Below are 25,006 nucleotides of genomic sequence, written 5' to 3'. Positions count from 1 at the left end.
GGGGGGGGGGGGGGGGGGGCCGGCGGGGGGCCCCCCCCCCCCCCCCCCCCGGGGGGGGCCCCCCCCCCCCCCCCCCCCCCCCCCCCACCCCGCCATCCCGCAGGAACCCCGCTGTTGCCGTTGCCGTTGCATTTGCGGTTGCTTCCGCTGTTGCCGTGGCCTCTGCGGGTGCCGGGCGCAGCCCGGCTGTGACCCTACCTTCGGACCTGGCCTTCGCCGCGTACCACGAACCGTTCGACTGTCAGCGCTTCCAGCCCCATCGGGCCATAGGCATGCAGGCGCGTGGTGGAGATGCCGATCTCGCTGCCGAGGCCAAGCTGGCCACCATCGGAAAAACGCGAAGACGCGTTGACCATCACCACCGCCGAGCGCAATGCGCTGACGAAACGCTCGGCACTGGCTACGTCTTCAGTGGCGATCACTTCGGTGTGGTCGGAGGTATAGGTACGGATGTGCGCGATCGCTGCATCAAGATCGTCGACCACGCGGACCGCCAGTACCAGATCAAGGAATTCGGCGGCATAGTCGTCTTCGCTGGCCGCGGTGCTCCCCGGCAGCAATGGCTGCGCGCGCTCGTCTGCGCGCAGCTGCACGCCACGTTCGGCCAGCGCCTGTGCAGCACGCGGCAGGAACGCTGCGGCAATGTCCCGGTGCACCAGCAGGGTTTCCAGTGAATTGCACGCGGACGGGCGACTGCACTTGCCGTCCACCAGCAGATCGACTGACTTGTCGAGATCGGCACTGGCATCGACGAACAGGTGGCAGACGCCCTTGTAGTGCTTGATCACCGGTACCCGTGCGTGCTCGGCGACGAAGCGGATCAGGCCTTCGCCACCGCGCGGGATGGCCAGGTCGATCAGTTCGTGCAGCTGCAGCAGTTCCAGCATTGCTTCGCGACGCAGGTCGGTCAGCACCGTCACAGCGGCAGGGGGCACGCCGTTGGCCTTCAATGCCCCCGCCAACGCCTGGGCGATGGCGGTATTGGAATGGATCGCCTCCGAGCCTCCACGCAGGATCACGCCGTTGCCCGCCTTCAGGCACAGCGCGGCGGCTTCGGCGGTCACGTTCGGGCGAGCTTCGTAGATCATCGCGATCACCCCCAGCGGCACGCGCACCTTCTGTACGCGGATGCCGTTCGGACGCACGTCGTCGCGGGTCACCTGCCCGACCGGGTCCGGCAGGCCGGCCACCTCGCGCACGGCGTCGGCCATCGCCAGCAGGCGCGCGGGGTCAAGTGCCAGGCGGTCGAGCATCGCGCTGCCCACGCCTTTGTCGCGGGCGGCGGCCAGGTCGCGTGCATTGCCTGCAAGAATCTGTCCGGCATTGACCTCCAGCGCCTGCGCCATCGCCTGCAGCAGTGCCCTGCGCGCATCGCTGTCCAGGCCGGCAACCACCTGGGCCGCGTCGCGGCAGGCACGGGCCTGCGATTCGATTTCACTCATCGGCATATCCTGCAGTGGGTTCATGGCAGCACCAGATCGTCGCGATGGACGACGGTACCGCCGTAGTTGTAGCCGAGCACGGTCTGGATGTCGCGGGTGTGGCGGCCGGCAATGCGGCGCACGTCATCGGCGGCGTACTGGCTCACACCACGGGCCACGCACACCCGGCCGGCGTCGGTGTTCCAGCATACCTGCACCATGTCACCGCGCCGGAACGCGCCGTCGGCACCGGTGATGCCACCGGGCAACAGCGAGGCCCCCTTCTCGCGCATCGCCTGGGCGGCGCCGGCATCGATCAGGATCGCGCCTTCGGCGAGCGGAGCGTGGCGCAGCCAGTGCTTGCGGGCCGCCTCACGGCTGCGTGCTGCATGGATACGGGTACCGAACAGGCGATCCTGCGCCAGCGCGCGCACCACCTCGCCGCTGCGGCCATTGAACAGGTAGGTTTCGATGCCGACACGGCCGGCCTTGGCTGCGGCCTCCAGCTTGGTGCGCATGCCGCCGGTACCGGCGACCGAACCGGCGCCGCCAGCCATCGCCAGCACGGCATCGTTCAACTCGGCCACTTCATGCAGTGGCCGCGCATCGGCATGCGTGCGCGGATCGGCACTGTAGAGACCGTCGATGTCGGTGGCGATGAACAGTGCATCGGCATCGACCAGCGCTGCCACCGTCGCGGCCAGGTTGTCGTTGTCACCGAGCTTGAGCTCATCCACCGAAACGGTGTCGTTCTCGTTGACCACCGGCAGCGCGCCAAGCCGCAGCAGCTCGTTGAGGGTTGCCCGCGCATTGAGATAGCGGCGGCGGTTGCGCAGATCGTCATGGGTCAGCAGCACCTGCGCCACCGGGCGCTCGAAGAAGCGCTGCCACAGACCGATCAGCTGCGCCTGGCCCAGGGCCGCCAACGCCTGCCGCGCCGCCATCGCCGCACCGGGTTCATCGGCCCGGGGCAGGATCGCGCGGCCGGCAGCGACCGCGCCGGAGGAGACGATGACGACCTCGCGCCCGGCCAGCACGTTGGCCGAAACGAACTGGGCCAGGCCCAGCGCGTGGCGCGGCGACAGGCCACCACCGTCGGCGGCCAGCAGGCTGCTGCCGACCTTGAGCACGGCGCGCCGCCACGACGGCAGCGCTTGTTCGGGGAACGGCGATGCAACGTGGGCGGCGTGGACAGTCATCAGGGGCGCCTCAGCGGGTATTCCATTCATGGACGCTCAGCGCCGATGCCTGCATCGTCACCAGCGGATCTGTGGCGACGATGGCCTGCGCCTGCGCGAGGCTGTCGAGGTTGCACAGCACATAGGCGCCACCACTGCCGTCGGCAAAGCCGCCGGTCAGCTGCAGCCGGCCCTCGGCCTGCAACGCATCGAGGAAGTCGCGGTGCGGCTGCACCACGGCGTCGTTGAAGCCCGGCAGGCGCATCGCCAGCACCAGGTAGACGGTGCCGGCCATCAGGACAGCGCCTGCCAGCGCGCGCGCAGTTCATCCAGGCGCAGGTCCGACGCCGAACCCGGCGATACGCGCGCCGCCAGGCTGCCTTCCGGCGTGCGCCCCTGCCCTGCACTGTCGGCACCGGCAGCAGCAGCCTTGTAGGCCTCGCGGAACGGTACGCCCGCTACCGCAGCTTCCACCGCGACATCGGTGGCATACATGCCCGAATCGATCGCTGCACGCAGCTTGTCATCGCGCCATTCCAGGTTGGCCAGCAGCGCCGGCAGCAGTTCAAGCGCGGCCAGGCCGCGCCCGAAGCCGTGGAAGATGGCGCCCTTGGACGACTGCAGGTCGCGGTGGTAGCCCGACGGCAGCGACAGCAGCTGCTCGATTTCGGTGCGTGCAGCGGCGACGCTGGCATGGGTCGCGCGCATCAGCTCGATCACGTCCGGATTGCGCTTGTTGGGCATGATCGAACTGCCGGTGGTGTACTGCGCCGGCAACGCGACGAAACCGAATTCGGCGCTGGTGAACAGCGACAGGTCCCAGGCAATGCGGCGCAGGTCCAGGGTGGCACCGCCCAGCGCTTCCAGCGCGGCCAGTTCGAACTTGCCACGCGACAGCTGCGCGTAGATGGGCGAGATCTGCATGCGCGCAAAGCCGAGCGCGGCGGTGGTGTGCTCGCGATCCAGCGGCAGGTTCACGCCGTAACCGGCGGCGGTGCCAAGCGGATTGGCATCGACCAGTGCATGGGTATCGCGGGCACGCACGGCGTTGTCGATGAAGGCTTCGGCCCAACCGGCCCACCACATGCCGGCCGAGGACACCACGGCACGCTGGATGTGGGTGTAACCGGGAATCGGCAGATGCTGCTCGGCCTGCGCACGGTCAAGTGCCACCTTTGCCACTTCGGCGCTGACCTGCGCCACGCGCTGCAGCTTTTCCTTCAACCACAGCCGGGTGGCGACCAGGATCTGGTCGTTGCGGCTGCGGCCGGTGTGGATCTTGCGGCCGGCATCGCCAAGGCGCTCGGTCAACCGTGCCTCGATCGCCGAATGGCCATCCTCATACTGCGTATCCAGCACGAAACGGCCTTCGCGGAAGTCCTGTGCCAGCACCTCAAGTTCACGCAGCAACCCGGCCAGTTCGTCGGCGCTGAGGATGCCGATGTGCTGCAAGCCCTGCGCATGCGCGGCACTGGCAGCAATGTCATGCAGGAAGAACTCGCGATCGAGGATCACGTCGTCGCCAGCGAGGAAGGTCTGGATCTGGGCATCGACAGCGACGCCTGGCTTCTGCCAAAGAAGGTCTGCCATGGGGAGCTCCTGTACGGTTTCAGTGCGGGATCGACGTCAGTTCGTCGATGCCCAGCGCAAGATTGAGGTTCTGCATGGCCTGGGTGGCCGCGCCCTTGAGCAGGTTGTCCAGGGTCGCCACCACCACCACCCGCTTGCCGCCCGGGGCGAGCGTGAAGCCGCCGACCTGGGCACCGTGGCGGCCAGCGATGCGGCTCACCCACGGCGCCTCGTCCACGACCTCGATGAGTGCTTCACCGGCGTAGGCCTGCTGGAAGCGCTCGACGATCTGCTCGCGGGTCTGCACGCGGTTCAACCACAGGTTGGCGGTGAGGGTGATGCCACGGAAATGCGGCGCGACGTGCGGCATGAATTCGACCGCCACGCCCAGCTGCACGGAAACCTCGCGCTCATGCACGTGGTTGGTCAGCGCGTACGGCATCAGGTTGTCGGCCAGCAGTTCAACGTTGTTCTTGTCCGACGGCGAGGTGCCCGCACCCGAGTAGCCGGAAACGCCGAAGCACTGCGGCGGACCAGCCAGAAGATCCAGCAGCGGATGGATCGCCAGCTGCATCGCGGTGGCATAGCAGCCGGGGTTGCTGATGTGCTTCTGTCCGCGGTAACGGCTGCGGGTAAGCTCGGGCAGGCCGTAGTACCAGGTGTTGTCGAAACGGTAGTCGGCCGACAGGTCGACGATCACCGTGTCCGGCTTCGCCGTTTCCAGCGCCGCCACGAACGGCGCGGCCAGGCCGTTGGGCAGGGCCAGGATCACCGCGTCCACGCCCTTGGCGGCAACGGCGTCGGCGTCGAGATTCTCGAACTGCAGTTCGCCCTGCCATTGCGGGTAGTGGTCGGACACGCGCTGCCCGGCCAGTTCGCGCGAGGACACGAAACCCAGCTGCAGGTTCGGATGCGCTGCCACCAGGCGGATCAGCTCGGCGCCGGTATGGCCGCGGGCGCCGACGATGCCGACGGTGAACGAGGAGGAAGTGCTCATGCGTGCGTGCTCATGCGTGCGAATCGAGGCGGTGCTGCAGGTGGCGTTTCACGCCCTGCCATTCCGCATCGATGATGGAGAAGATGACGGTGTCGCGCGGCGTGCCGTCGGGATGCCGGCGGTGATTGCGCAGCACGCCATCCTGCTTGGCGCCCAGGCGTGCGATCGCGGTGCGCGAGGTGAAGTTGAACCAGCTGGTTTCAAACACCACGCTCAGGCATTCCAGCCGCTCGAAGGCATGGCTGAGCAGCATCAGCTTGGTTTCGGAGTTGACCCCGGTGCGCTGCACCGATTCGCCATACCAGGTGTAGCCGATGCTCAGCCGCGGTACGTCCGGTTGCAGATCGTAGTAACGGGTGGTGCCGACGATCTGGTCGTTGGCATCGAACACCACGAACGGCAGCACCTTGCCTTCGGCCTGTGCCTGCAGCGCCGCCTGCACATAGCAGGTCATGGCCTTCGCATCGGGCACCTGGGTGTACCAGAGCCTGGACAGCGCGCCTTCGCCCAACGCGCCGCGCAGGCCATCGATGTGGCTCATCTGCAGCGGTTCCAGCCGCGCATGCGTGCCGGTCAACGTGGGTACCCGGGTCCAGTCTGCGTGGTTCATCGCGCTCAGCCCTCCAGGCTCGGCGCACGCACCGCGCAGTGGTCGACATAGGTCCTGATCCGGTCGATGCCATCGGCACCGTACCAGAACACCTTCCAATGACCCTGCTTGTAGCAGCCATCGGACTCGGCGTAGTAGAAGTGGTTGATCGGGTTGCCGTTGCGCGAGCGCCAGAACAGCTGCGGGGTTTCCTCGCGCATCACGTTCCAGACCGCGCGGCCAAGCCCTTCGCCCTGCGCATCATCGAGCACGGCGAACTTGTCCAGGTACACGCCCTCGGCCTCATCGGTGAGGATCACCGCCGTGCGGTAGTTCTCGCTGACGTACGCGCGCAGCAGCGTGGTCCTCTCGAAATAGTCCGGCACCAGGGTGCGGCCGAAACTGGATTCGATCAGACCCTTCAGGCGCGGCAGGTCCAGCTCGCTCCAGGCGGTTGCACGCAGCACCTTCTCGCCCTTGCGCACCAGCGTTCCCGAGCCCTTGTGGGTGAACAGTTCCTTGGCCAGGTCGGCCGGCCGGGTGATCGACACCGACGATTCCAGTGGCAACCGGTCCAGCAGGGACTTGATCTGTTCGATCTTCACCTTCATGCCACCGTGGATCCACGGTTGTGCAATCAGGTGGTCGTACTCGGTGGACAGGTTGATCGAATCGATCACGCTGCCCTGCTCGTCCAGCAGGCCGCCGGTACCGGTCAGGAAGATGATCTTGTACGGCTGCAGCTCCTGCACCAGCTCGTTGGCGGCGAAGTCGGCATTGACGTTGAGGATCTGCCCACCGGCGGTCTCGCCCAGGCTGGTGATGACCGGGATCGAGCCGGCACGCAGGCTGGCCTCGATCGGCGCCAGGTTGACCTTCCTCACCTCGCCGACCAGGCCGTAGGTATCCAGGTCCAGGTACTCCGCCTCGAACACGCCGCCGGTGATGGAGGTGGCGCGCGCGCCGTTCTGCTGCAGTGCTTCGACCAGGCGCAGGTTGGATTGCTGGAACACCCGGCGCACGATGGCCAGCGCTTCCGGCGAGGTCACCCGCAGGCCGTTGACCGTCTGCTTTTCAATGCCGGCGGCCGACAGTTCCGCATCCAGCTGCGGGCCGGCGCCGTGCAGCACGATCGGGGTCAGGCCGACTTCCTGCAGGAACGACAGCGAGGAGGTCAGCGCGTCGAGATCGTCGCGCAGCACCGCGCCGCCGACCTTGACCACGGCGAAGCGCTTGGCGTCCAGCTGCGAAAATCGCTTGAGGTACTGGCTGATCTCCTTCGCGCTGGCCATGCTCGAAAGCAGGCGCACGATGGTCTGGCGGGTCTGGCGGTGGGGCTGGAGGGCAGGAGACATTTCGGTTTCGTCACAGGCGGCGGTCGCCGCGTTGCAGTTCCGCCGCGCAGAAGCGCAGCGGCGTTGTGGGTCGATCAGGCGCCGGCGGCGATGATCCGGTGTACGGCATCGGTGTAGCGCTGCAGCTGCTCCAGCGTCACGAACTCATCGGCGGTGTGGGCCTGGGCGATGTCGCCCGGGCCGAACACCATCGTGGTGTAGCCACCGGCCGAGAACAGCGACGCCTCGGTCCAGAAGTCCACCGCGTTGCCGATCGGCAGGTCCAGCGCGTCGGCCACGTCGCGCGCCAGCAGGCGGCGGTGCTCGGCTTCGGCGATATCCCCTGCCGGCAGGCTGGGGCCACGGAAGGTTTCGGTGAACAGCGCCGCTTCCGGTTCGGCAAAGCCGGCAAAGGTCGCCAGCAGCACATCGATATCCATCGACGGCAGCGGCCGGAAACCAAAACGCACTTCCGCCGCCGGTGCGATCATGTTGGCCTTGATGCCACCTTCCACGCGCCCGATGTTGAAGCGCAGGCCGGTCAATCCACCGAAGCGTGCCGAGGCCAGCGATTGGACATGGTCCAGCGCGCGGTTGCCCCAGCGCATCGCCTGGTGCAGCGCACTGGCGGCTGCATCCTGCTTGCCCGACGCATGGCCAGCACGGCCGGCGAACTGCATCAGTACCGAGCTGATGCCACGATGCGCGAGCACCGCCTCGCTCATGGTCGGTTCGGCCACCAGCACCGCTTCGTACGCAATGCCCCGGGCCAGGAACGCCGCGATGCAGCGCGGATCGTTGGCTTCTTCATCGCTGGAGAACAGGAAGGCCGCGTCGCCATCACTGGCATTGGCGGCCGCCACCAGCGCCGCGGCCGCGCCCTTGATGTCACACACGCCAAGGCCGACCACGCGGTCGTCCAGGCGGCGCATCACGTGCGGGTCGGCACTCCAGTGCGGCGAGTCCGGCACGGTGTCCAGATGCACGTTGAACAGGTACTTCGGCGTGCCGCGCACGGCATACAGGCTGACCGCGCCGGCGCCATGGTCGATCACCTCCACATTGAACCCGGGCAGGTTGTCGCGCAGGTAATCGAAGATGCCACCGGTGGTGATCGCACGCGGCGGGTTGCGGGTGTCGAAGGACACCAGTGCCTGCAGGTGATCGAGCGTCTGTTCAAGCATGAATCAACAGTTCCTGTGGAATTCCGCCGGGCATGGCCCGGCATGGATATCGTGCTGCCAGCATCCGCCGGGCATGGCCCGGCGCTACCGGAATGCGTGCGCCGCGCCAACGGCGCAGGGTTAAGGTGGAATGCGTGGTCAACCGCTCAGCGGTTGACCTGCGCGTAGAGGGTGGAGCTCATGCCGAACAGCTTGATGAAGCCCTCGGCTTCTTCCACGCCCCAGTCGGCCGACTGCGCATAGGTGGCGCCCTTGGTGTTGAGCAGGTGCGGCGACTTCACCGCAACGGCGTCGACGCGGCCGCCACGGGTTTCCAGCACCACTTCGCCGTTGACCTTGGCCTGCGAAGACTTCAGGAAGGCTTCGATGTCGGTCTTCAGCGGGTCGTGGTAGAAGCCTTCGTACACCAGTTCCACCCACTTGCGCGCCACGTCCGGCTTGAAGCGGTTCTGCTGCTTGGTCAGCACCGCATCTTCCAGCGCGCGGTGCGCGGCCAGCAGCGAGACCAGGCCCGGTGCCTCGAACACGATGCGGCCCTTCAGGCCGATCACGGTGTCGCCGGTGTACACGCCACGGCCGACGCCGTAGGGGGCGAACAGCTTGTTGAGCTGGGCCAGGATCTGCTCGCCCGGCAGTGCCTTGCCATTGAGCTCGACGGCTTCGCCTTCGACGAACTTCAGGGTGACAGTCAGCGCCTGTTCCGGCCACTCGGCGCGCGGTGCGCACCAGCCACGGGCGCCCTCGCCCGGTGCTTCCCAACGATCGATCTCGCCGCCGGACATGGTCAGGCCCAGCAGGTTCTCGTTGATGGTGTAGGCCTGCTGCTTGGCGCGCACGCCGAAGCCACGCTCTTCCAGGTACTTCTGCTCGTAGGCGCGGGTCTGTGTGTGTTCCTTCTGGATCTCGCGGATCGGCGCGATGATCTGGTAGTCGCCCAGGGCCTTCACTGCCAGGTCGAAGCGCACCTGGTCGTTGCCCATGCCGGTGCAGCCGTGGGCGATGATGTTGGTGCCCAGTTCGGCAGCGCGCTTGAGCGCGGCATCGACAATCAGGTAACGGTCCGACACCAGCAGCGGGTACTGGCCCTGGTAGCCCTCGCCGGCCCACACGAACGGCTTGACGAAGCCGGACCAGATGGCCGGACCGCCATCGACGGTCTGGTGGCTGGTGACACCCAGCTCGGCGGCACGCTTCTCGATGAAATCGCGCTCTTCGTCATCCACGCCGCCGGTATCGGCGAACACGGTATGCACGTTGTAGCCGCGCTCCTGCAGGTACGGCACGCAGAAGCTGGTATCAAGGCCGCCGGAGAAGGCGAGAACGACGTCTTTGTTGCTCATGGGGGGTATGTCCTGGTAGCGCCGGGCCATGCCCGGCGGATTGTCTGGAATGCGTGAACGACGTACGAAAATCAGCGGCCGGCAACAGCAGCCATGATCGCCTTCTGCACATGCAGGCGATTCTCGGCTTCGTTGATGGCGATGCACTGCGGCGAATCCATCACGCCGTCGGTCGCCTTGACGTTGCGACGCAGCGGCAGGCAGTGGCTGAACACGCCGTTGTTGGTCAGGGCCATCTTCCGCTCGTCGACGATGAAGTGCTTGAACTGGTCGCGGATCGGCTTCTCCGGCTCCCAGTTGCCGAAGAACGGCAGCGCGCCCCAGCTCTTGGCGTAGACCACGTCGGCACCGGCATAGGCACTGTCGATGTCATGGCTGATCTTCAGCGAACCGCCGCTCTCGGCCACGTTCTGCTCGGCCCAGCCCATGTAGCGCTCGTCGAGGATGTAGTCGGCGGTCGGGCACAGCAGCGTCACGTCCATGCCCATGCGGGTGGCGATGGTCAGCGCCGAGTTGGCCACTGCGGTGTTCAGCGGCTTGGGGTGGTAGGTCCAGGTCAGCACGTACTTCTTGCCGCGCAGGTCCTGGGTACCGAAATGCTCCTGCAGGGCCATCACGTGCGCCAGTTCCTGGCACGGATGGGTGATGGTCTCCATGTTGATCACCGGCACCGGCGAGTATCTGGCGAAACTCTCGAGCACGACGTCCTGGCGGTCGTAGGCCCAGTCGACGAACTTCGGGAACGCGCGCACGGCGATGATGTCGCAGTAGCGGCCGAGCACCTTGGCTACTTCAGCGATGTGCTCTTCGGTATCGCCGTCCATCACCGTGCCGAGGTTGAACTCGATCGGCCATGCATCCTTGCCCGGCTGCAGCACCACTGCGTGGGCACCGAGCTGGAACGCGCCCAGCTCGAAACTGGTGCGGGTGCGCATGGACGGATTGAAGAACACCAGCGCGATCGACTTGCCCTTGAGCTGGTCGCCGAGCTTGTTGCGCTTGAACAGCGCAGCCTGGGTCAGCAGCGCGTCAAGTTCGCTGCGGCTCCAGTCCTGGGTGTTCAGGAAGTGCTTGGGGGACATCATCATTCCTTGCATGAGCGGCGCCGAGGGTCGACGCGGTGGAAGGTGGAAGGGAAAACCGGGAACCAGGGTTGTACGAAAAGGTTGCAGATGAAGCTTTCAGAACGCGGAAACGAAAAAACCCAGCCGGCGGGCTGGGTTTTTTTCGGACGAACAGCAGAAAGCTCCGGATTACCCAGCGAGAATGTGGGGTTCCGGTCGACGGGCACGCGACGTCATGCCAGTGGCCTGGCGGGCGGCGCTGCTGTCGTGCTGGAAGTCGGTGAGCTTCATTGGTCGGCAATCTTTACATGCGGCCGGGGCCGGCGCAAGAGGCCGGCGTCGCAGAATCAGGGGGTGCCGGCGGCAGCCTGCTCCGGGCCCACCCAGGGGGTGATCGAAACCCGGATCTTCAGCCGGTTGCCCGGGTCTTCCGGCAGCCGTGAACGGTACTTGGTGCCCTTGTAGACATAGTCCACGTCATAGGCGATGGGGCGGCGGAACTCGCGTCCGACGGGCACGATACGACAGTCCCGGGTCAGCATCGGGCCCGTGTTGGCGGGCGCCGGGGCGGGGGCTTCGGCCGGCAGTTCCTCCAGCACCTCCTCGTCGCTGCGCTTGAACATCGAGCGAACCGAATCCCAGAGGCGGCCGATGCGGCCCTTGTCCTCCACCGGCTCCTCGCCGGTGACGTTGACCGGGGCCAGGGTACGGGTCGAGACCGGCTCGCAGTGCTCCTCGGTGCGGGTGGCACGCAGGGTCTGGAACACCGGCTCCACGTTGAGCACCTGGGCGTAGTCGAACTTCACGTTCTCCACGATCACCACCCGGTTGCGCGGCTCGGCCTCCTGGGCCAGGACCACGGCGGGCAGCGCCGACAGGCAGGCCAGGGTCAGCAACGCGGTGGTTTTCATTGGCGAAGGGAGCAGGGACACGGCAATAGTGTAGGCAGTGGTGACCGCAAGGGGCTGAACATTACCCGTCCGCGCCGTTCCTGCCCACCCCACCCCGGCCGCCGGTGACGTCCACCGGTGGCAACGGTCCCCCCAAAGGGCCCCGACACGTTCTAAAATCACAGGCTTGTCCCCCAGTCACAGACCCATGACCCTGCGCCTGCACAACAACCTGACTCGCCAGCTCGAACCGTTCACCCCGCTCGATCCGGCCTGTCCGACCCTGTATGTGTGCGGCCCGACGGTCTACAACTACGTACACATCGGCAACGCCCGTGGGCCGGTGGTGTTCGGGGTGCTGGCCGACCTGCTGCGTCGGCGCTTCGGTGCCCTGCGCTACGCCCGCAACATCACCGACGTGGACGACAAGATCAACACCGCCGCGCGCGAGCAGGACGTGCCGATCAGCACCATCACCGACCGTTTCGCTGCTGCCTACCGTGAAGACATGGCCGCGCTGGGCGTGGTGCCGCCGGACATCGAGCCGGAAGTGACCGCGCACATGGCGCAGATCATCACCATGATCGAGCAGCTGGTCAGCAGCGGGCATGCCTACGCCGCCGAGGGCCACGTGCTGTTCGCCGTCGGCAGTTTCGAGGGCTACGGCAAGCTGTCGCGCCGCGATCCGGACGAGATGCTGGCCGGCGCCCGGGTCGAGGTCGCTCCCTACAAGCGCGCCCCCGGCGACTTCGTGCTGTGGAAGCCGTCCAGCGACGACCTGCCGGGCTGGGAATCGCCCTGGGGCCGCGGCCGTCCGGGCTGGCACATCGAATGCTCGGCGATGGCCGCCGCGCACCTGGGCGAGACCATCGACATCCATGCCGGCGGCGTCGACCTGCAGTTCCCGCACCACGAAAACGAGATCGCACAGAGCGAGTGCGCGCACGGCGGCAAGGTGTTCGCGCGCTTCTGGCTGCACAACGGCATGCTCAACTTCGGCGGCGCCAAGATGAGCAAGTCGATCGGCAACATCGAGCGCGTCCACGACCTGGTGCGCAGGCATGCCCCCGAGGCGCTGCGCCTGGCGTTGCTGTCGGCCCACTACCGGCAGCCGCTGGACTGGTCCGATGCGCTGATCGAACAGTCCGGCCGCACCCTCGACCGCCTGTACGGCACCCTGCGCGAGCTGGCCGACGTTGCCGCCACCGCGGTGATCCCGGCAGAGATCGAAGCGGCATTGGATGACGATCTCAACACGCCGCAGGCGCTGGCCGAAGTGGCCCGTATCGCCGGTGAAGCGCGCCGCGCCACCGATCCTGGCGAACGCGCACGGTTGAAGAGTGAACTGCTTGGCGCCGGCCTCGCCCTGGGCCTGCTGCAGGCCGATCCGGCGCAATGGTTCGGCAACGCCGCCGGCGACAGCGACGACGATGCGCGTATCCAGGGCCTGATCGACGAACGCGCGGCAGCCAAGCAGGCACGTGACTTCGCCCGTTCCGACGCCATCCGCGACCAGCTGGCCGCCGAAGGCATCGTGCTGGAAGACACCCCGCAGGGCGTGCGCTGGTCGCGCAAGCGCGGCTGACCTGCCCTGCCCCGTGGCCGGTCCGCCGGCCACGCTCCCTACTGTAGAGACTGTTGTGATCGACTCCCCGTTCCCGCTTGAACCCACCGCCGCCGAGGCACAGACGGCCATCGCCGAGGAATTCGGTTTCTTCGGCGACTGGTCCGAGCGCTACCAGTACCTGATCGACCTCGGCCGCAAGCTGCCCGCCTTCCCGGACGCGTGGAAGACCGAAGAGCACCGCCTGCTCGGTTGCCAGTCGATGGTCTGGATCGTGCCGGAAGGCAACGCGCAGTCGCTGCGCTTCCACGCCATCAGCGATTCGGCCATCGTTTCCGGCCTGATCTTCCTGGCGCTGCGCGTGTACTCCGGGCGCAGCGCGCAGGAGATCCTGGCCACCGAACCCAGCTATATCCAGGACATCGGTCTGGCCCGCCACCTGTCGCCGACCCGCAGCAACGGCGTGGCGGCGATGCTGGCGTTCATCCGCGAGACCGCGCAGGCCCAGCTGCAGCGCGATCCGTCGTGAGCGAGCCCGCCACGGCCGAAGACACCGCGCTGGGCCTGCTGTCCCGACCCGGTTTCGCCAGGCTGCTGGCGTATCGCATCTTCGCGATGCTGTCCTACCAGGTGGTCGCGGTCACCGTCGGTTGGCACATCTACGAAGTCACCCGCAATCCGTTCTCGCTGGGCCTGATCGGCCTGGCCGAGGTGCTGCCGTTCTTCTGCGTGGCCCCGTTCGCCGGTTATCTGGTGGATCATCTGCCGCGCCGCAAGCTGGGCATGGTCGCCTGTTCCGGCCTGGTCGCCACTGCGCTGGTGCTGACCAGCGTGGCCAAGGGCTGGCTGCCGGTTGAGGGCGTGTGGCCGATCTATGCAGCGATCGCACTGACCGGCATGGTCCGCGCCTTCCTGTCGCCGATCTACAACGCACTGTTCGCCCGGGTGTTGGCACGCGAGCACTTCGCCCGTGGCGCCGGCCTTGGCGCCGTGGTGTTCCAGGCCGGCATGATCGCCGGCCCGGCACTGGGTGGCGTGCTGGTCGGCTTCGGTGGCAAGGGCCTGTCCTATGCGGTGGCCACGGCCTTCGCGCTGGTGGCGATGGGCTGCCTGGCCACGCTGAAGGTGGAAGAGCCGGTGCATGCAGGCCCAGCCGCCCCGATCTTCAAGAGCATTGCCGAAGGCGCGCGCTTCGTGGTCGGCAACCGGATCATGGTCGGCGCCATGGCGCTGGACATGTTCTCGGTACTGCTGGGCGGTGTGGTGGCGATGCTGCCGGCGTTCCTGCACGAGATCCTGCATCACGGCCCGGAGGGCTTGGGCATCCTGCGCGCGGCGCCGGCACTGGGTTCGGTGTGCGTGGGCCTGTGGCTGGCGCGCCACCCCCTGCACCGCAATGCCGGTCGGGTGCTGCTGTTCGCGGTCGCCGGCTTCGGCCTGTGCGTGATCGGCTTCGGCCTGTCCCAGCACTTCTGGCTGTCGGCGTTGATCCTGCTGTTCTACGGCGCCTTCGACGGCGTGTCGGTAGTGATCCGCTCCACCATCCTGCAGCTGGCCACGCCGGAAGAGATGCGCGGCCGGGTATCGTCTATCAACGGCATCTTCATCAGTTCGTCCAACGAACTGGGCGCGTTCTATGCCGGCACCATGGCCAAGGTGCTGGGGCTGGTACCGGCGGTGGTACTGGGCGGATTCGCGGTGCTGAGCGTGGCCGGGGTCACTGCATGGAAGAACCCGACGCTGCGGAAATTGAATCTGCGCGATCTGCAATAGAGCGGATTTCCGTGCGCACACGCGCCGGTAGCGCCGGGCCATGCCCGGCGGGCGCTTTCCGCGACCGCGGCGGGGTGTCACTTTCTTTGCGCGCGCAAAGAAAGTAACCAAAGAAACGCGCCGCCATCCGCGAGCCGGTGCTGCGCACCGGTGCCCTGCGCTCCTCGGTGAATCAGGGGACGGCACCGAACTCGCTGCGCTCAAACAGCGGCGCCTCTTCGCCCCTGATTCCCCTGCGGTGCTCGGCTCGCTACAAGGCGGACCCAACAGCCGCGAGCATACGCATGGCCGCTCCTGGTAGAGCCAAGCCATGCTTAGCTGCTCTTGCTCTTGCTCTTGCTCTTGCTCTTGCTCTTGTTCTTGCTCTTCCCTACCCGCCGGCTTCGGCCTGAGCCGAGCGTGGGCTCGGCTCTACAGCGGCCGCACTCGGGAACTGTCTGGAGCGGGCGGGTCACCCGGGCCAGGACCGTTCGCGCCATGGATGGCGCGGCCGAGCCCCCAGGGATGGGTTTACGGCGTGTCCTGGCCCGGGTGACCCGCCCGCTCGCTCACGGAACAACCAAGGCGCCGCTCTACGCAGCCAACCATCACCCAACAAAAAACCCGGCCGAAGCCGGGCTTTTTGCATGACATCACAACGAACCGGAATCAGTCGCCCTGCTGCTTCTGCAGGTGCTCCCAACGCTCCTGGGCGTCGATGGTGCGCTCGGCGGTCAAGCGCGCTTCAAGGCGCTCCAGGCCGATCTCTTCACCGGTGTCCACGCAGTACCCGTAATCGCCTGCTTCCAGGCGCTTGAGGGTGCTGTCGATCTTGCCGATCAGCTTGCGGTAACGGTCACGGGTGCGCAGCTCCAGCGAGTTCTCGGTTTCGCGGGTCGCGCGCTCGGCTTCATCGCCGATGTCACGCACTTCCTCACGCAGGTTCTCGATGGTCTGCTTGGACTCTTCCACCAGGTCGGCGCGCCAGTTCTGCAGGCGCTGACGGAAGTACTCCTGCTGCAGCGGGCTCATGTACTCCTCGTCCGAGGCCGGCTTGTAGCCTGCCGGCAGGATCGGGCGGCCAGTGGCCTCGTCGGTCTTGTATTCGACGACCTTGTACTTGCTGCGCGGCGCAGGTGCCGTCGAACGGGCGGCAACGGCCACGGCGACCTTGCCCACGGGGCGGGTCACGGTCTTCGGAGCGGAATCGGATTTCACGGCGGTTTTGGCAGGCGATTTCGAAACGGGCACGGGATTCTTGGATTGCGGGGCGGTCGATGCTGCAGAAGCGGCGGCCGGGGCCGGCTTGGGGGCCGGTTTGGCTGCCGCCACTGCCGCGGTCTTGGCCGGGACAGACTTGGCCGGGGCCGGCTTCGCAGCTGGCTTCGGTGCGGACTTCACTACAGGGGCCGGCGTCGGCTTGGCAGCCGGCGGGGCGACATTCTTGGCAACCTTCTTGGCCGGTGCCGGCTTGGCAGGCGCCACCTTCTTTGCTGCCGGCTTGGCAGCAGGCGCGGCGGCAACCTTCTTCACCACCGCCTTCGGCGTTGGCTTGGCTGCTGGCTTCTTCGGTGCCGGCTTGGCAGCGGCCTTCTTCACCGGCGCAGCCTTGCTGGCAACCTTCTTCACCGCCGGCGCCTTCTTGCTGGCAGCGGCAGGTTTGGCCTTGACCGGCGCAGCGGGCTTCTTCGCCACTGCCGGCTTGCCGGATTTCACCGGCGCTTTCTTTGCGGTGGCCTTCCTGGCCGCCGGCTGTGAGGATGCCGCCTTGGTCGCCGGCTTGCTGGCCGGCTTCTTGGCAACGGGCTTGGCCGCCAACTTCTTCACAACAGGCTTGGCGGTTTTCTTGGCGGCCTTGACGGCCTTCTTTGCAGTTTTTTTAGCAGCCACGAAACGCTCTTCCTTGGATTCCCCGGGGCCCGGGAAAGCGGGCCTTTATAGCCTACCCGACCCGCAGCAGCAACCTTGGGGGCCCGCTCCATTCAGTCCAGGAGTCAACGGGTCCAAGGTGCGGTCCGACGAACACGGACCGCCTTGCGCGGTACGGAACCTGTCCGGCACCTGGAGGGGTGCCGCTAGCGGTCGCAGGCCATCTACGACATGCGACCAACGGCCCATCCTGCACAAATGCGGCCTTCATGCCAACTGGCTTAAGATGACTGCGTGATCTCGCGCCTGCTCATCGCCCTGCTGCGCTTCTACAAGCGCTTCATCAGCCCCCTGCTGGGGCCTCGCTGCCGTTTCGTGCCGAGCTGCTCTGAATACGCCATGGATGCCATCTCCCGGCACGGCCCGCTGCGCGGCAGCTGGCTGGCGGCGCGACGGCTGGGCCGCTGCCATCCGTTCCATCCCGGCGGCTTCGATCCAGTGCCCGACTCTCCCAACGCCCCCTCTTGCCGTTGCACAGGAAAACACTGACATGTCCTCCACGCTCATCACCAATGCCCGCCTGGTCAACGAAGGCCGCACCTTCGAAGGCGACCTGCGTATCGAGAACGACCGCATCGCGCAGATCGGCAAGGGTTTGACTACGCGTGATGGCGAACAGGTGGTGGATGCGGCCGGGCGCTGGCTGCTGCCCGGGATGATCGACGATCAGGTGCATTTCCGCGAACCCGGCCTGACCCACAAGGGTGACATCGCCAGCGAATCGGCCGCGGCCGTGGCCGGTGGCCTGACCAGCTTCATGGACATGCCCAACACCAACCCGCCGACCCTGGATTCGACCATCCTGGAAGCCAAGTACGAGCTGGCGCGCGGCCGCGCCTGGGCCAACTACGGTTTCTACCACGGTGCCAGCAACGACAACCTCGACGCCATCCGTGCGCTCGATCCGAAGAAGGCGCCGGGCGTGAAGGTGTTCATGGGCGCGTCCACCGGCAACATGCTGGTCGACAACCCCGAAACCCTGGACGCGATCTTCCGCGAGTGCCCCACCCCGATCATCACCCACTGCGAAGACACGCCGATGATCGATGCCAACCTGAAAGCGTTCCAGGAAAAGTACGGCGACGCACTGACCCCGGAGATGCACCCGGACATCCGTTCGCGCGAAGCCTGCATCAAGTCGACGCGGCTGGCCATGTCGCTGGCGCGCAAGCACGGCACCCGCCTGCACGTGCTGCACATCTCCACCGCCGACGAACTGGCGCTGTTCGAGAAGGGCCCGCTGATCCGCGCTGATGGCAGCCGCAAGCAGATCACCGCCGAGACCTGCGTGCACTTCCTGCACTTCGCCCGCCCGGATTACGCGACCAAGGGCAACCTGATCAAGTGCAATCCGGCGATCAAGGACGTGGCCGATCGCGAGGCGATCACCGCCGCGTTGGCTGACGACGTGCTGGACGTGCTGGCCACCGACCACGCCCCGCATACCTGGGAAGAGAAGCAGAAGCCCTATGCGCAGGCGCCGTCCGGCCTGCCGCTGGTGCAGTACGCGCTGGTCGCCGCACTGGAACGCGTGCACGAAGGCAAGCTGACCCGCGAGCAGGTCGTGCAGAAATTCGCCCATGCCCCGGCCCAGTTGTTCGATGTGGAAGAGCGAGGCTTCCTGCGCGAAGGTTACTTTGCCGACCTGGTGCTGGTGGAAGATGTGCCGTTCACGGTCAAGCGCGAGGACGTGCTGTCCAAGTGCGGCTGGTCGCCGTTCGAGGGCACCACGTTCCGTTCGCGCGTGGCCTCCACCTGGGTCAACGGCCAGCTGGTCTGGGACGGCAGTACGCTGGTGGGCGAGCCCGCCGGCCAGCGCATGACCTACGACCGCTGATGCGTCCGGCACTCATGTTCGCGGCGCTGCTGCTGGCAGCGCCCCTGCTCTCCGCACCCGCAGCCCAGGCACAGGACGGCATCGGCGACCTGATCGACAGCCGCGTGGTGTTCCCGGCCAGCGCGTCGCAGGGCGCGCTGGTGATCGGCAAGGTTCCCGCCGGCAGCAGCGTGCGCTATGCAGGCCGCGACCTGCGCGTGAGCAGCTACGGCAGCGTGGTGTTCGGCATCGGTCGCGATGAGAAGGGCCCGCTGCAGGTGCAGATCCGCCGACCGGATGGCAGCAGCGAGACGGCCGCCATCGCCGTGACCACGCGCGACTGGCCGACCGAGCGGGTGAACGGCGTACCGCCGAAGACGGTCAATCCGCCGCCGGCCATCGCCGAGCGGATCAAGCGCGAACAGGCGCAGGTCACCGCTGCGCGTGCGCGCGACGACAACCGCACCGATTTCACCCAGACCTTCATCTGGCCGGTGCAGGGCCGCATCAGCGGCCGCTTCGGCAACGCCCGCGTGTACAACGGCCAGCCCGGTGCCGGCCACTCCGGCATGGACATCGCCGTGCCGACCGGCACCCCGGTGAAGGCACCGGCGGCCGGTGTGGTGACGTTCGCCGGGCCGGACCTGTACCTGACCGGTGGCACGCTGCTGCTCGACCACGGCTTCGGCGTCAGTTCGAACTTCCTGCACCTGTCGCGCATCGACGTAAAGGTCGGTGATCGCGTCGAACAGGGCCAGGTGATCGCCGCCGTCGGCGCCACCGGCCGCGCTACCGGGCCGCACCTGCACTGGGGCATGAACTGGTTCGACACCCGCATCGATCCGCTGCTGGTGCTGGAGCGCAAGTAACGGTAGTGCCGGCCGCTGGCCGGCAACCTCATGGTGTTCAGCGACCTATGCGGATTGCCGGCCAGCGGCCGGCACTACCATGTGATGGTTCAGCCGCGCGCGGCCCACCACACGCGCAGCAACGTGCGCACGGGCGTGGCTTCAATCGGTTTGCCGGCGGCCTGCGCCGCCAGACGTGCACGCGCCAGGCTCGACCACACCCGGCGTGCACGTGGACCGGGCACGCGGGTGCCCCACCCTTTCAGCAACTGCTGCGCCCAACGCTGTGCAGCGTTGCCGGCATCTTCGTCCAGCAGGCTGCGCGGAACCCCGGCCACGCCAGCGTCCTGCAGGCGCTGGGCCAGGGTCTGCAGCAGCACGGCATGGCCAGCACCCTTGCGCGGCTTGTCGGCAAACACCACGGCCTCGACCGCAGCCACCGCGTCGGCATAGTTGCCCAGTGCGCGTTCGGCACCGGCAGCGTCCAGCGCTACGGTGCGCGCCTCGACCAGATCCGGCAGCGCCTCGGCCAGCTGCACCCACGGTGCCCGCACCGGCTCCAGCACGCGTCCCAGCGGATGCCGCGAACGCTGCGCGGCCCAGCTGCGCAGTTCCTCGCCCCACCACGCCAGCTTGGCGTCCGCCGGCAGCGGGTCGCCAGCGGTGTTGAGCATGTCGTCGAATTCCTGCAGCAGCGCGAACCACGCCAGCGCCACATGGCGCTGCGATTCGGCCACGAACGGCTCGGCCACCGACCATTCCGGCCAACGGCTGCGCCACTTGTCGAGGAAACTATCCAGCGCTGTACTGCTCACTACGTTGTTCCTTACGGCTGGGCCGGGGTCGCCGGCCGGCTCGGCCAGAGACTGGCCAGTTGCAGAAGTCCGGCATTCTCGACCAGCACATCGGCCTGCCAGGCCAACGGGTCATCGCTGTGCAGGCGGTAGCCCCACAGCGCCGCCACCGACGGCATGCCGGCAGCACGCGCGGCGATGATGTCGCGCTCATCGTCGCCGACGTACACGCAGTCTTCCGCTGCGATGCCGATCAGCTGCGCGGCGTGCAGCAGCGGCAACGGATGCGGCTTGCGTTCGGCCAGGGTGTCACCCCCGACCAGCACGGCGCAGCGCTGCTGCCAGCCGTACTGCGGCACGATCAGCCGCGCCAGGTATTCGGGCTTGTTGGTGACGATGCCCCACACGGTGCCGGCTTCGTCCAGCGCACCGAGCATGCCGGCGACGCCGTCGAACAGCACGGCATGCTGGCCGATCGAGGCTTCGTAGCGCTGCAGGAACTCGGGAATCAGTGCATCGCGCTCGGCTGCTTCCAGCTCTGGAAACGCGGCCGACACCATCGCCCGTGAACCCTTGGACACCACTGGCCGCAACTGCGCAGGATCGATCGGTGCGCGACCGCGCTCGGCCAGCATCGCATCAAGGGTGGCGACGAAATCCGGGGCGCTGTCCAGCAGCGTACCGTCCAGGTCGAACAGCACCGCACGCGGGAACACGGCGGTGGTCACGGCGCCTTGACCGCGTGGGCCAGGTAGTTGATGTCGGTGCGGCTGCTCAGGCGGGCGCGGTTGCGCCACGGCTCATAGGCCATGCCGCTGACATCGGCCAGCTGCAGGTCGGCCTCGCGCAGCCAACGCGCCAGCTCGGCCGGCTTGATGAATTCCTGGTAGTGGTGGGTGCCCTTGGGCAGCAGCCGTGCCACGTACTCGGCACCGACGATGGCCACGGCGAATGCGGCTGCGGTGCGGTTGATGGTGGACAGGAACAGATGGCCACCCGGCTTCAGCAGGCGCTTGCAGGCCTCGATGATCGCGCCCGGATCGGGCACGTGCTCGAGCATTTCCATGCAGGTCACCACATCGAAGCTGCCCGGTTGTTCGGCGGCCAGGTCCTCGGCGGCCTGCACCCGGTAGTCGACGCTGACGCCGCTTTCCAGGGCATGCAGACGCGCAACCTTGACCAGCTCCGGCGCCAGGTCGATGGCGGTCACTTCGGCACCGGCCTGGGCCAGCGCTTCACTCAGCAGCCCGCCACCGCAGCCGATGTCGAGCACGCGCGCACCTCGCAGCGGCGCGCGGTCGGCCACGTACTGCAGGCGCACCGGATTCAGTGCGTGCAGCGGCTTCTGCGGGCCATCGGCGTCCCACCAGCGGTTGGCCAGCGCGGCGAACTTGTCCAGCTCGGCCTGATCGAAATTGGAAGAAGCGTGGGGGGCAGTCATGACGGTTGTCCTTGCGGCGCCTGCACTCAGGCGCGGATATGACGGATGCGCTCGCGCCACTGGCGCGCGTTGGCGATGATGCCCGGCAGGTCCATGCCGACCAGCTCGCGCTGCACCAGCTTGGGCTTGCCGGCGATCCAGACGTCGCTGACCTGCTGGCGGCCGGTGGCGTACACCAGCTGCGACAGCACGTTGTGCAGCGGCTGGGTTTCCAGCGCGGACAGATCAACGCAGACCAGGTCGGCCTGCTTGCCGACCTCGATCGAGCCGATGCGCTCGCCGAAGCCCAGGGCGCGGGCGCCGCCGAGGGTGGAGGCGCGCAACGTGGTCGCCGCGTCCAGCGCGGTGGCATCGTCGGCCACGGCCTTGGCCAGGATCGCCGCCGTGCGGTTCTCGCTGAACATATCCAGGTCGTTGTTGCTGGCGCAGCCGTCGGTGCCGATGGCCAGGTTCACGCCGGCGCGCTGCAGGGCGCAGGCCGGGCAGAAACCAGAGGCCAGCTTCAGGTTCGACTCCGGGCAGTGCACCACGCTGACGCCGCGCTCGGCGCACAGGTGGATCTCGGCCTCGGTCAGCTGGGTCATGTGCACCGCGATCAGGCGGTCGTTGACCAGGCCGAGGCGATCCAGCCGCGCCAGCGGACGCTGGCCGTGCAGCTTGATCGAATCGGTGATTTCCTGCGCGGTTTCATGGGTATGCAGATGCACCTGCATGTCCAGCTGGTCGGACAGCATCCGCACCCGCTCGAAATTGGCATCGTTGACCGTGTACGGCGCATGCGGCGCGAATGCGGTGCCGATCAGCGGGTCGGTGCGCCACTGGTCATGCAGTTCACCGGCCTTGGCGAAGTACTCGTCGTCGGTCTTGGCCCAGGCGGTCGGGAAATCGATGATGACCGCGCCGACCAGCGCGCGGAAACCGTGCTTCTTGTAGACGGCGGCCTGCACGTCACCGAAGAAATAGTTCTCGTTGGCGCAGGTGGTGCCGCCACGCAGCATCTCGGCGATGGCAAGGGTGGTGCCGTCGGCCACGAATTCGGGACCGATCACCGCCGCTTCCACCGGCCAGATGTGCTGCTGCAGCCAGGTCATCAGCGGCAGGTCGTCAGCGACGCCGCGCAGCAGGGTCATCGGGTTGTGCGTATGCGCGTTGACCAGGCCCGGCATCAGCGCCGCCTCTGGGCGGCTGACAACCTGGGTGGCGCGGAACCGCGCACGCGCTTCGGCGCGCGGCAGGATGGCCACGATGTCGCTGCCACGGATGGCCACGGCATGGTCTTCCAGCACCACCGCATGCGGCTCGATCGGAACGACATAACCGGCTTCGATGAGCAGGTCGCAGGCTTCGGGGAGGTGCGGGCTATCGCTCATGCGGGCTCACTGGCTGGGGGAAGGACCATACGTAGCCTTGGCTCCGACCTGGCGACTGATCACCGGTCAAACGGCTACCGCTGGGCTTCTGGAAGGCAAGCCCCTGAGTCAGGGGCGGCCGCGAAGCGGCGGGGTGTGGATGCTGGTGAGTGGGGGCCCACGATCCGCCATGGCGGATCGTGGGAGCGCCAGCGCGAATGCGCCGGCGCCTACCCGGATTACTTGACGCGCGAGGAGTACTCGCCCGAACGGGTGTCGACCTTGATGATTTCATCCTGGTTGACGAACAGCGGCACGCGCACCACGGCGCCGGTTTCCAGGGTGGCCGGCTTGCCGCCGCCGCCCGAGGTGTCACCGCGGACGCCCGGATCGGTCTCGGTGATCTTCAGTTCAACGAAATTCGGCGGCTGCACGAAGATCGGCGAACCATTGAACAGGGTCACGATGCAGGACTCCTCGCCCTTCAGCCACTTCTCGGCGCCGCCCATGCCGGCCTTGTCGGCCTGCACCTGCTCGAAGGTCTCCGGGTCCATGAAATGCCAGTACTCGCCGTCGCTGTACATGTAGTCCATGTTGGTATCGACCACATCGGCCACTTCCACGTCGTCGGTCGCCTTCATGGTCATTTCGACCGTGCGGCCCGACTTGATGAAGCGATAGCGCACGCGGGTGAAGGCCTGGCCCTTGCCCGGCTTGATGAACTCGGTCTCGGAGATGACGGCCGGTTCATTGTTGACCAGGATCTTCATCCCGTTCTTGACATCGTTCATGCCCGCAGTGGCCATGCTCAAGCTCCTCAAATGGCGAAACCGCCGCGCGTGCGGCGAGCCGGATAGAATGGAAAGCCCACCGGAACCCCGGCGGGCAACTGTTTATGTGTCCATGATAACCGCAGGCCCCCTCTCCATGCAGCTTTCCGCCTTCCCCCGGACCCAGTCGCCAAGCGCGCCCGCGCGCTGGCAGCAGCTGTGGCGGCAGGCCCTGCGCGACCCGCAGACGCTGCTGGCCCGGCTGGATCTGGATGCCGCGGCGCTGGGCGTATCGGAGGCGGCCATCGCCCAGTTCGCGCTGCGCGTGCCGGAGGGTTTCGTCGCCCGCATGCGCCGTGGCGACGCCCACGATCCGCTGCTGCGGCAGGTGTTGCCGATCGACGCCGAGATGCGCCCGGCGCCCGGGTTCAGCTTTGACGCGGTGGGCGACGGCGCGGCCAGAAAGGCCACCGGGGTCATCCAGAAATACCGTGGCCGGGCCCTGCTGGTGGCCACCGGCAGCTGTGCCATCAACTGCCGCTACTGCTTCCGCCGGCATTTCGACTATGGCGCCGAGAACGCCGCCAAGGGGGGCTGGCAGGAGGCCGTGGAGGCCATCGCCGCAGACCCGGACATCGATGAGGTGATCCTGTCCGGCGGCGACCCGCTGTCGCTGGCTACGCACAAGCTGGCCGAGCTGACCGATGCGCTGCGCCAGATCCCGCACATCCGCCGGTTGCGCATCCACACGCGCCTGCCGATCGTGCTGCCCGAGCGCGTGGACGAGGAACTGCTGGCCTGGCTGGGCAGCCTGCCGTGGCCACTGGCGATCGTGGTCCATGCCAACCACGCCAATGAATTCGACGCCAGCGTCGACATGGCGATGGCCCGCCTGCGTGGTATCGGCGCCCAGCTGCTGAACCAGGCGGTGCTGCTGCGCGGGGTCAACGACAGCGTGCAGGCCCTGCAGGACCTGAGCGAACGCAGCTTCGCCGCCGGCGTGCTGCCGTATTACCTGCACCAGTTGGATCGCGTCGAGGGCGTGGCCCACTTCGAAGTGGACGACATCCAGGCCAAGGCCCTGATTGCCGGCCTCACTGCCCGGCTGTCCGGCTACCTGGTCCCCAAGCTGGTCCGCGAACTGCCCGGCGACCCGAGCAAGCGCCCGCTGTAGCGC

General features: G+C 67.2%; 24 protein-coding genes. 7 read left to right on the top strand and 17 right to left on the bottom strand.

Annotated features, from left to right (window positions below; all coding sequences use genetic code 11):
* Positions 1-194: 194 nt before the first annotated feature.
* The 11 genes from M2299_RS09605 to M2299_RS09555 form a co-directional block, all read right to left on the bottom strand.
* Entirely contained in the window at positions 195-1,466 is a 1,272-nt protein-coding gene (locus tag M2299_RS09605) for a glutamate-5-semialdehyde dehydrogenase (RefSeq protein ID WP_099843088.1), read from the bottom strand.
* Entirely contained in the window at positions 1,463-2,620 is a 1,158-nt protein-coding gene (proB, locus tag M2299_RS09600; RefSeq protein ID WP_025876437.1) for a glutamate 5-kinase, read from the bottom strand. Before proB ends, M2299_RS09605 begins: the two co-directional genes overlap by 4 nt.
* Before the next feature lie 10 nt (positions 2,621-2,630).
* Positions 2,631-2,894 carry a YciI family protein gene (locus M2299_RS09595; RefSeq protein WP_033831568.1) on the bottom strand — a complete coding sequence of 88 codons (264 nt, stop codon included), beginning with the start codon at positions 2,892-2,894 and terminating at the stop codon, positions 2,631-2,633.
* Entirely contained in the window at positions 2,894-4,189 is a 1,296-nt protein-coding gene (gene argH / locus M2299_RS09590; RefSeq protein ID WP_033831569.1) for an argininosuccinate lyase, read from the bottom strand. The genes M2299_RS09595 and argH overlap by 1 nt, the downstream gene beginning before the upstream one ends.
* A gap of 19 nt (positions 4,190-4,208) precedes the next feature.
* Positions 4,209-5,165 carry an N-acetyl-gamma-glutamyl-phosphate reductase gene (gene argC / locus M2299_RS09585; RefSeq protein ID WP_093820477.1) on the bottom strand — a complete coding sequence of 319 codons (957 nt, stop codon included), beginning with the start codon at positions 5,163-5,165 and terminating at the stop codon, positions 4,209-4,211.
* A gap of 10 nt (positions 5,166-5,175) precedes the next feature.
* Entirely contained in the window at positions 5,176-5,775 is a 600-nt protein-coding gene (locus M2299_RS09580; protein WP_099843090.1) for a GNAT family protein, read from the bottom strand.
* Between the two features lie 5 nt (positions 5,776-5,780).
* A complete protein-coding gene (locus tag M2299_RS09575; RefSeq protein ID WP_099784824.1) occupies positions 5,781-7,109 on the bottom strand; it encodes an acetylglutamate kinase in 1,329 nt (442 codons plus the stop codon).
* Positions 7,110-7,183: 74 nt separating this feature from the next.
* Complete coding sequence (locus M2299_RS09570) at positions 7,184-8,272, bottom strand: acetylornithine deacetylase (protein ID WP_099843092.1); 1,089 nt, start codon at positions 8,270-8,272, stop codon at positions 7,184-7,186.
* 146 nt (positions 8,273-8,418) lie between these two features.
* Complete coding sequence (locus M2299_RS09565) at positions 8,419-9,612, bottom strand: argininosuccinate synthase (protein ID WP_093820483.1); 1,194 nt, start codon at positions 9,610-9,612, stop codon at positions 8,419-8,421.
* A 71-nt stretch (positions 9,613-9,683) separates the two neighbouring features.
* Positions 9,684-10,694, bottom strand: coding sequence for an N-acetylornithine carbamoyltransferase (locus M2299_RS09560; RefSeq protein WP_025876421.1), 1,011 nt, complete (start codon positions 10,692-10,694; stop codon positions 9,684-9,686).
* 329 nt (positions 10,695-11,023) lie between these two features.
* Positions 11,024-11,587, bottom strand: coding sequence for a hypothetical protein (locus M2299_RS09555; protein WP_025876420.1), 564 nt, complete (start codon positions 11,585-11,587; stop codon positions 11,024-11,026).
* Positions 11,588-11,774: 187 nt separating this feature from the next.
* On the opposite strand from M2299_RS09555, the gene cysS reads away from it, so the two are divergent.
* The 3 genes from cysS to M2299_RS09540 are packed head-to-tail and all read left to right on the top strand — an operon-like array spanning position 11,775 to position 14,903.
* Positions 11,775-13,151, top strand: a complete 1,377-nt coding sequence (gene cysS, locus M2299_RS09550; protein ID WP_099843096.1) for a cysteine--tRNA ligase — start codon at positions 11,775-11,777, stop codon at positions 13,149-13,151.
* A gap of 55 nt (positions 13,152-13,206) precedes the next feature.
* On the top strand, positions 13,207-13,659 hold the full coding sequence (locus M2299_RS09545) for a SufE family protein (protein WP_093820487.1): 453 nt from the start codon (positions 13,207-13,209) through the stop codon (positions 13,657-13,659).
* Complete coding sequence (locus tag M2299_RS09540) at positions 13,656-14,903, top strand: MFS transporter (RefSeq protein ID WP_032978720.1); 1,248 nt, start codon at positions 13,656-13,658, stop codon at positions 14,901-14,903. The genes M2299_RS09545 and M2299_RS09540 overlap by 4 nt, the downstream gene beginning before the upstream one ends.
* 648 nt (positions 14,904-15,551) lie before the next feature.
* Here the strand turns inward: M2299_RS09540 and dksA are convergent.
* The gene (gene dksA, locus M2299_RS09535) at positions 15,552-16,772 is read right to left on the bottom strand and encodes an RNA polymerase-binding protein DksA (protein WP_100436684.1); all 1,221 of its coding nucleotides are present in this window, start codon (positions 16,770-16,772) and stop codon (positions 15,552-15,554) included.
* Positions 16,773-17,045: 273 nt separating this feature from the next.
* On the opposite strand from dksA, the gene yidD reads away from it, so the two are divergent.
* Genes yidD through M2299_RS09520 form a run of 3 tightly spaced genes read left to right on the top strand, consistent with a single transcriptional unit; the run spans position 17,046 to position 19,496 of the window.
* Positions 17,046-17,300, top strand: coding sequence for a membrane protein insertion efficiency factor YidD (gene yidD, locus M2299_RS09530; protein ID WP_080148401.1), 255 nt, complete (start codon positions 17,046-17,048; stop codon positions 17,298-17,300).
* A 1-nt stretch (position 17,301) separates the two neighbouring features.
* Complete coding sequence (locus tag M2299_RS09525) at positions 17,302-18,648, top strand: dihydroorotase (RefSeq protein ID WP_280884258.1); 1,347 nt, start codon at positions 17,302-17,304, stop codon at positions 18,646-18,648.
* Complete coding sequence (locus tag M2299_RS09520) at positions 18,648-19,496, top strand: M23 family metallopeptidase (protein ID WP_162292043.1); 849 nt, start codon at positions 18,648-18,650, stop codon at positions 19,494-19,496. The genes M2299_RS09525 and M2299_RS09520 overlap by 1 nt, the downstream gene beginning before the upstream one ends.
* Positions 19,497-19,585: 89 nt before the next feature.
* On the opposite strand, the gene M2299_RS09515 is transcribed toward M2299_RS09520, so the two are convergent.
* The 5 genes from M2299_RS09515 to efp all read right to left on the bottom strand — a co-directional run bounded on the left by M2299_RS09515 (position 19,586) and on the right by efp (position 23,865).
* A complete protein-coding gene (locus M2299_RS09515) occupies positions 19,586-20,290 on the bottom strand; it encodes a squalene/phytoene synthase family protein (protein WP_099843102.1) in 705 nt (234 codons plus the stop codon).
* An 11-nt stretch (positions 20,291-20,301) separates the two neighbouring features.
* Complete coding sequence (locus M2299_RS09510; RefSeq protein ID WP_099843104.1) at positions 20,302-20,997, bottom strand: phosphoglycolate phosphatase; 696 nt, start codon at positions 20,995-20,997, stop codon at positions 20,302-20,304.
* Positions 20,994-21,710 carry a bifunctional 2-polyprenyl-6-hydroxyphenol methylase/3-demethylubiquinol 3-O-methyltransferase UbiG gene (gene ubiG, locus M2299_RS09505; protein WP_033831579.1) on the bottom strand — a complete coding sequence of 239 codons (717 nt, stop codon included), beginning with the start codon at positions 21,708-21,710 and terminating at the stop codon, positions 20,994-20,996. Before ubiG ends, M2299_RS09510 begins: the two co-directional genes overlap by 4 nt.
* A 26-nt stretch (positions 21,711-21,736) precedes the next feature.
* A complete protein-coding gene (locus M2299_RS09500) occupies positions 21,737-23,080 on the bottom strand; it encodes a TRZ/ATZ family hydrolase (protein WP_280884257.1) in 1,344 nt (447 codons plus the stop codon).
* A 218-nt stretch (positions 23,081-23,298) separates the two neighbouring features.
* The gene (efp, locus tag M2299_RS09495; RefSeq protein WP_006379771.1) at positions 23,299-23,865 is read right to left on the bottom strand and encodes an elongation factor P; all 567 of its coding nucleotides are present in this window, start codon (positions 23,863-23,865) and stop codon (positions 23,299-23,301) included.
* A 97-nt stretch (positions 23,866-23,962) separates the two neighbouring features.
* Between efp and epmB the strand changes: the two genes are divergently transcribed.
* Complete coding sequence (gene epmB, locus M2299_RS09490; RefSeq protein WP_099843106.1) at positions 23,963-25,003, top strand: EF-P beta-lysylation protein EpmB; 1,041 nt, start codon at positions 23,963-23,965, stop codon at positions 25,001-25,003.
* Positions 25,004-25,006: the final 3 nt, after the last annotated feature.

Origin of the sequence: Stenotrophomonas sp. 1278 (genome assembly GCF_029892765.1) — a bacterium.
GTDB classification, from domain to species: domain Bacteria; phylum Pseudomonadota; class Gammaproteobacteria; order Xanthomonadales; family Xanthomonadaceae; genus Stenotrophomonas; species Stenotrophomonas indicatrix.
Note: the sequence above shows the minus strand (reverse complement) of the source record. Positions and strands in the feature narration are given on the sequence as shown.

Coding starts and splice junctions, on each gene's coding strand:
- M2299_RS09575 (WP_099784824.1), bottom strand. CDS start 7,109: ATGTCTCCTGCCCTCCAGCCCCACCGCCAGACCCGCCAGACCATCGTG.
- M2299_RS09520 (WP_162292043.1), top strand. CDS start 18,648: ATGCGTCCGGCACTCATGTTCGCGGCGCTGCTGCTGGCAGCGCCCCTG.
- argC (WP_093820477.1), bottom strand. CDS start 5,165: ATGAGCACTTCCTCCTCGTTCACCGTCGGCATCGTCGGCGCCCGCGGC.
- M2299_RS09570 (WP_099843092.1), bottom strand. CDS start 8,272: ATGCTTGAACAGACGCTCGATCACCTGCAGGCACTGGTGTCCTTCGAC.
- efp (WP_006379771.1), bottom strand. CDS start 23,865: ATGGCCACTGCGGGCATGAACGATGTCAAGAACGGGATGAAGATCCTG.
- M2299_RS09555 (WP_025876420.1), bottom strand. CDS start 11,587: ATGAAAACCACCGCGTTGCTGACCCTGGCCTGCCTGTCGGCGCTGCCC.
- M2299_RS09560 (WP_025876421.1), bottom strand. CDS start 10,694: ATGTCCCCCAAGCACTTCCTGAACACCCAGGACTGGAGCCGCAGCGAA.
- M2299_RS09500 (WP_280884257.1), bottom strand. CDS start 23,080: ATGAGCGATAGCCCGCACCTCCCCGAAGCCTGCGACCTGCTCATCGAA.
- cysS (WP_099843096.1), top strand. CDS start 11,775: ATGACCCTGCGCCTGCACAACAACCTGACTCGCCAGCTCGAACCGTTC.
- epmB (WP_099843106.1), top strand. CDS start 23,963: ATGATAACCGCAGGCCCCCTCTCCATGCAGCTTTCCGCCTTCCCCCGG.
- M2299_RS09595 (WP_033831568.1), bottom strand. CDS start 2,894: ATGGCCGGCACCGTCTACCTGGTGCTGGCGATGCGCCTGCCGGGCTTC.
- M2299_RS09525 (WP_280884258.1), top strand. CDS start 17,302: ATGTCCTCCACGCTCATCACCAATGCCCGCCTGGTCAACGAAGGCCGC.
- proB (WP_025876437.1), bottom strand. CDS start 2,620: ATGACTGTCCACGCCGCCCACGTTGCATCGCCGTTCCCCGAACAAGCG.
- argH (WP_033831569.1), bottom strand. CDS start 4,189: ATGGCAGACCTTCTTTGGCAGAAGCCAGGCGTCGCTGTCGATGCCCAG.
- M2299_RS09605 (WP_099843088.1), bottom strand. CDS start 1,466: ATGAACCCACTGCAGGATATGCCGATGAGTGAAATCGAATCGCAGGCC.
- M2299_RS09565 (WP_093820483.1), bottom strand. CDS start 9,612: ATGAGCAACAAAGACGTCGTTCTCGCCTTCTCCGGCGGCCTTGATACC.
- M2299_RS09580 (WP_099843090.1), bottom strand. CDS start 5,775: ATGAACCACGCAGACTGGACCCGGGTACCCACGTTGACCGGCACGCAT.
- ubiG (WP_033831579.1), bottom strand. CDS start 21,710: ATGACTGCCCCCCACGCTTCTTCCAATTTCGATCAGGCCGAGCTGGAC.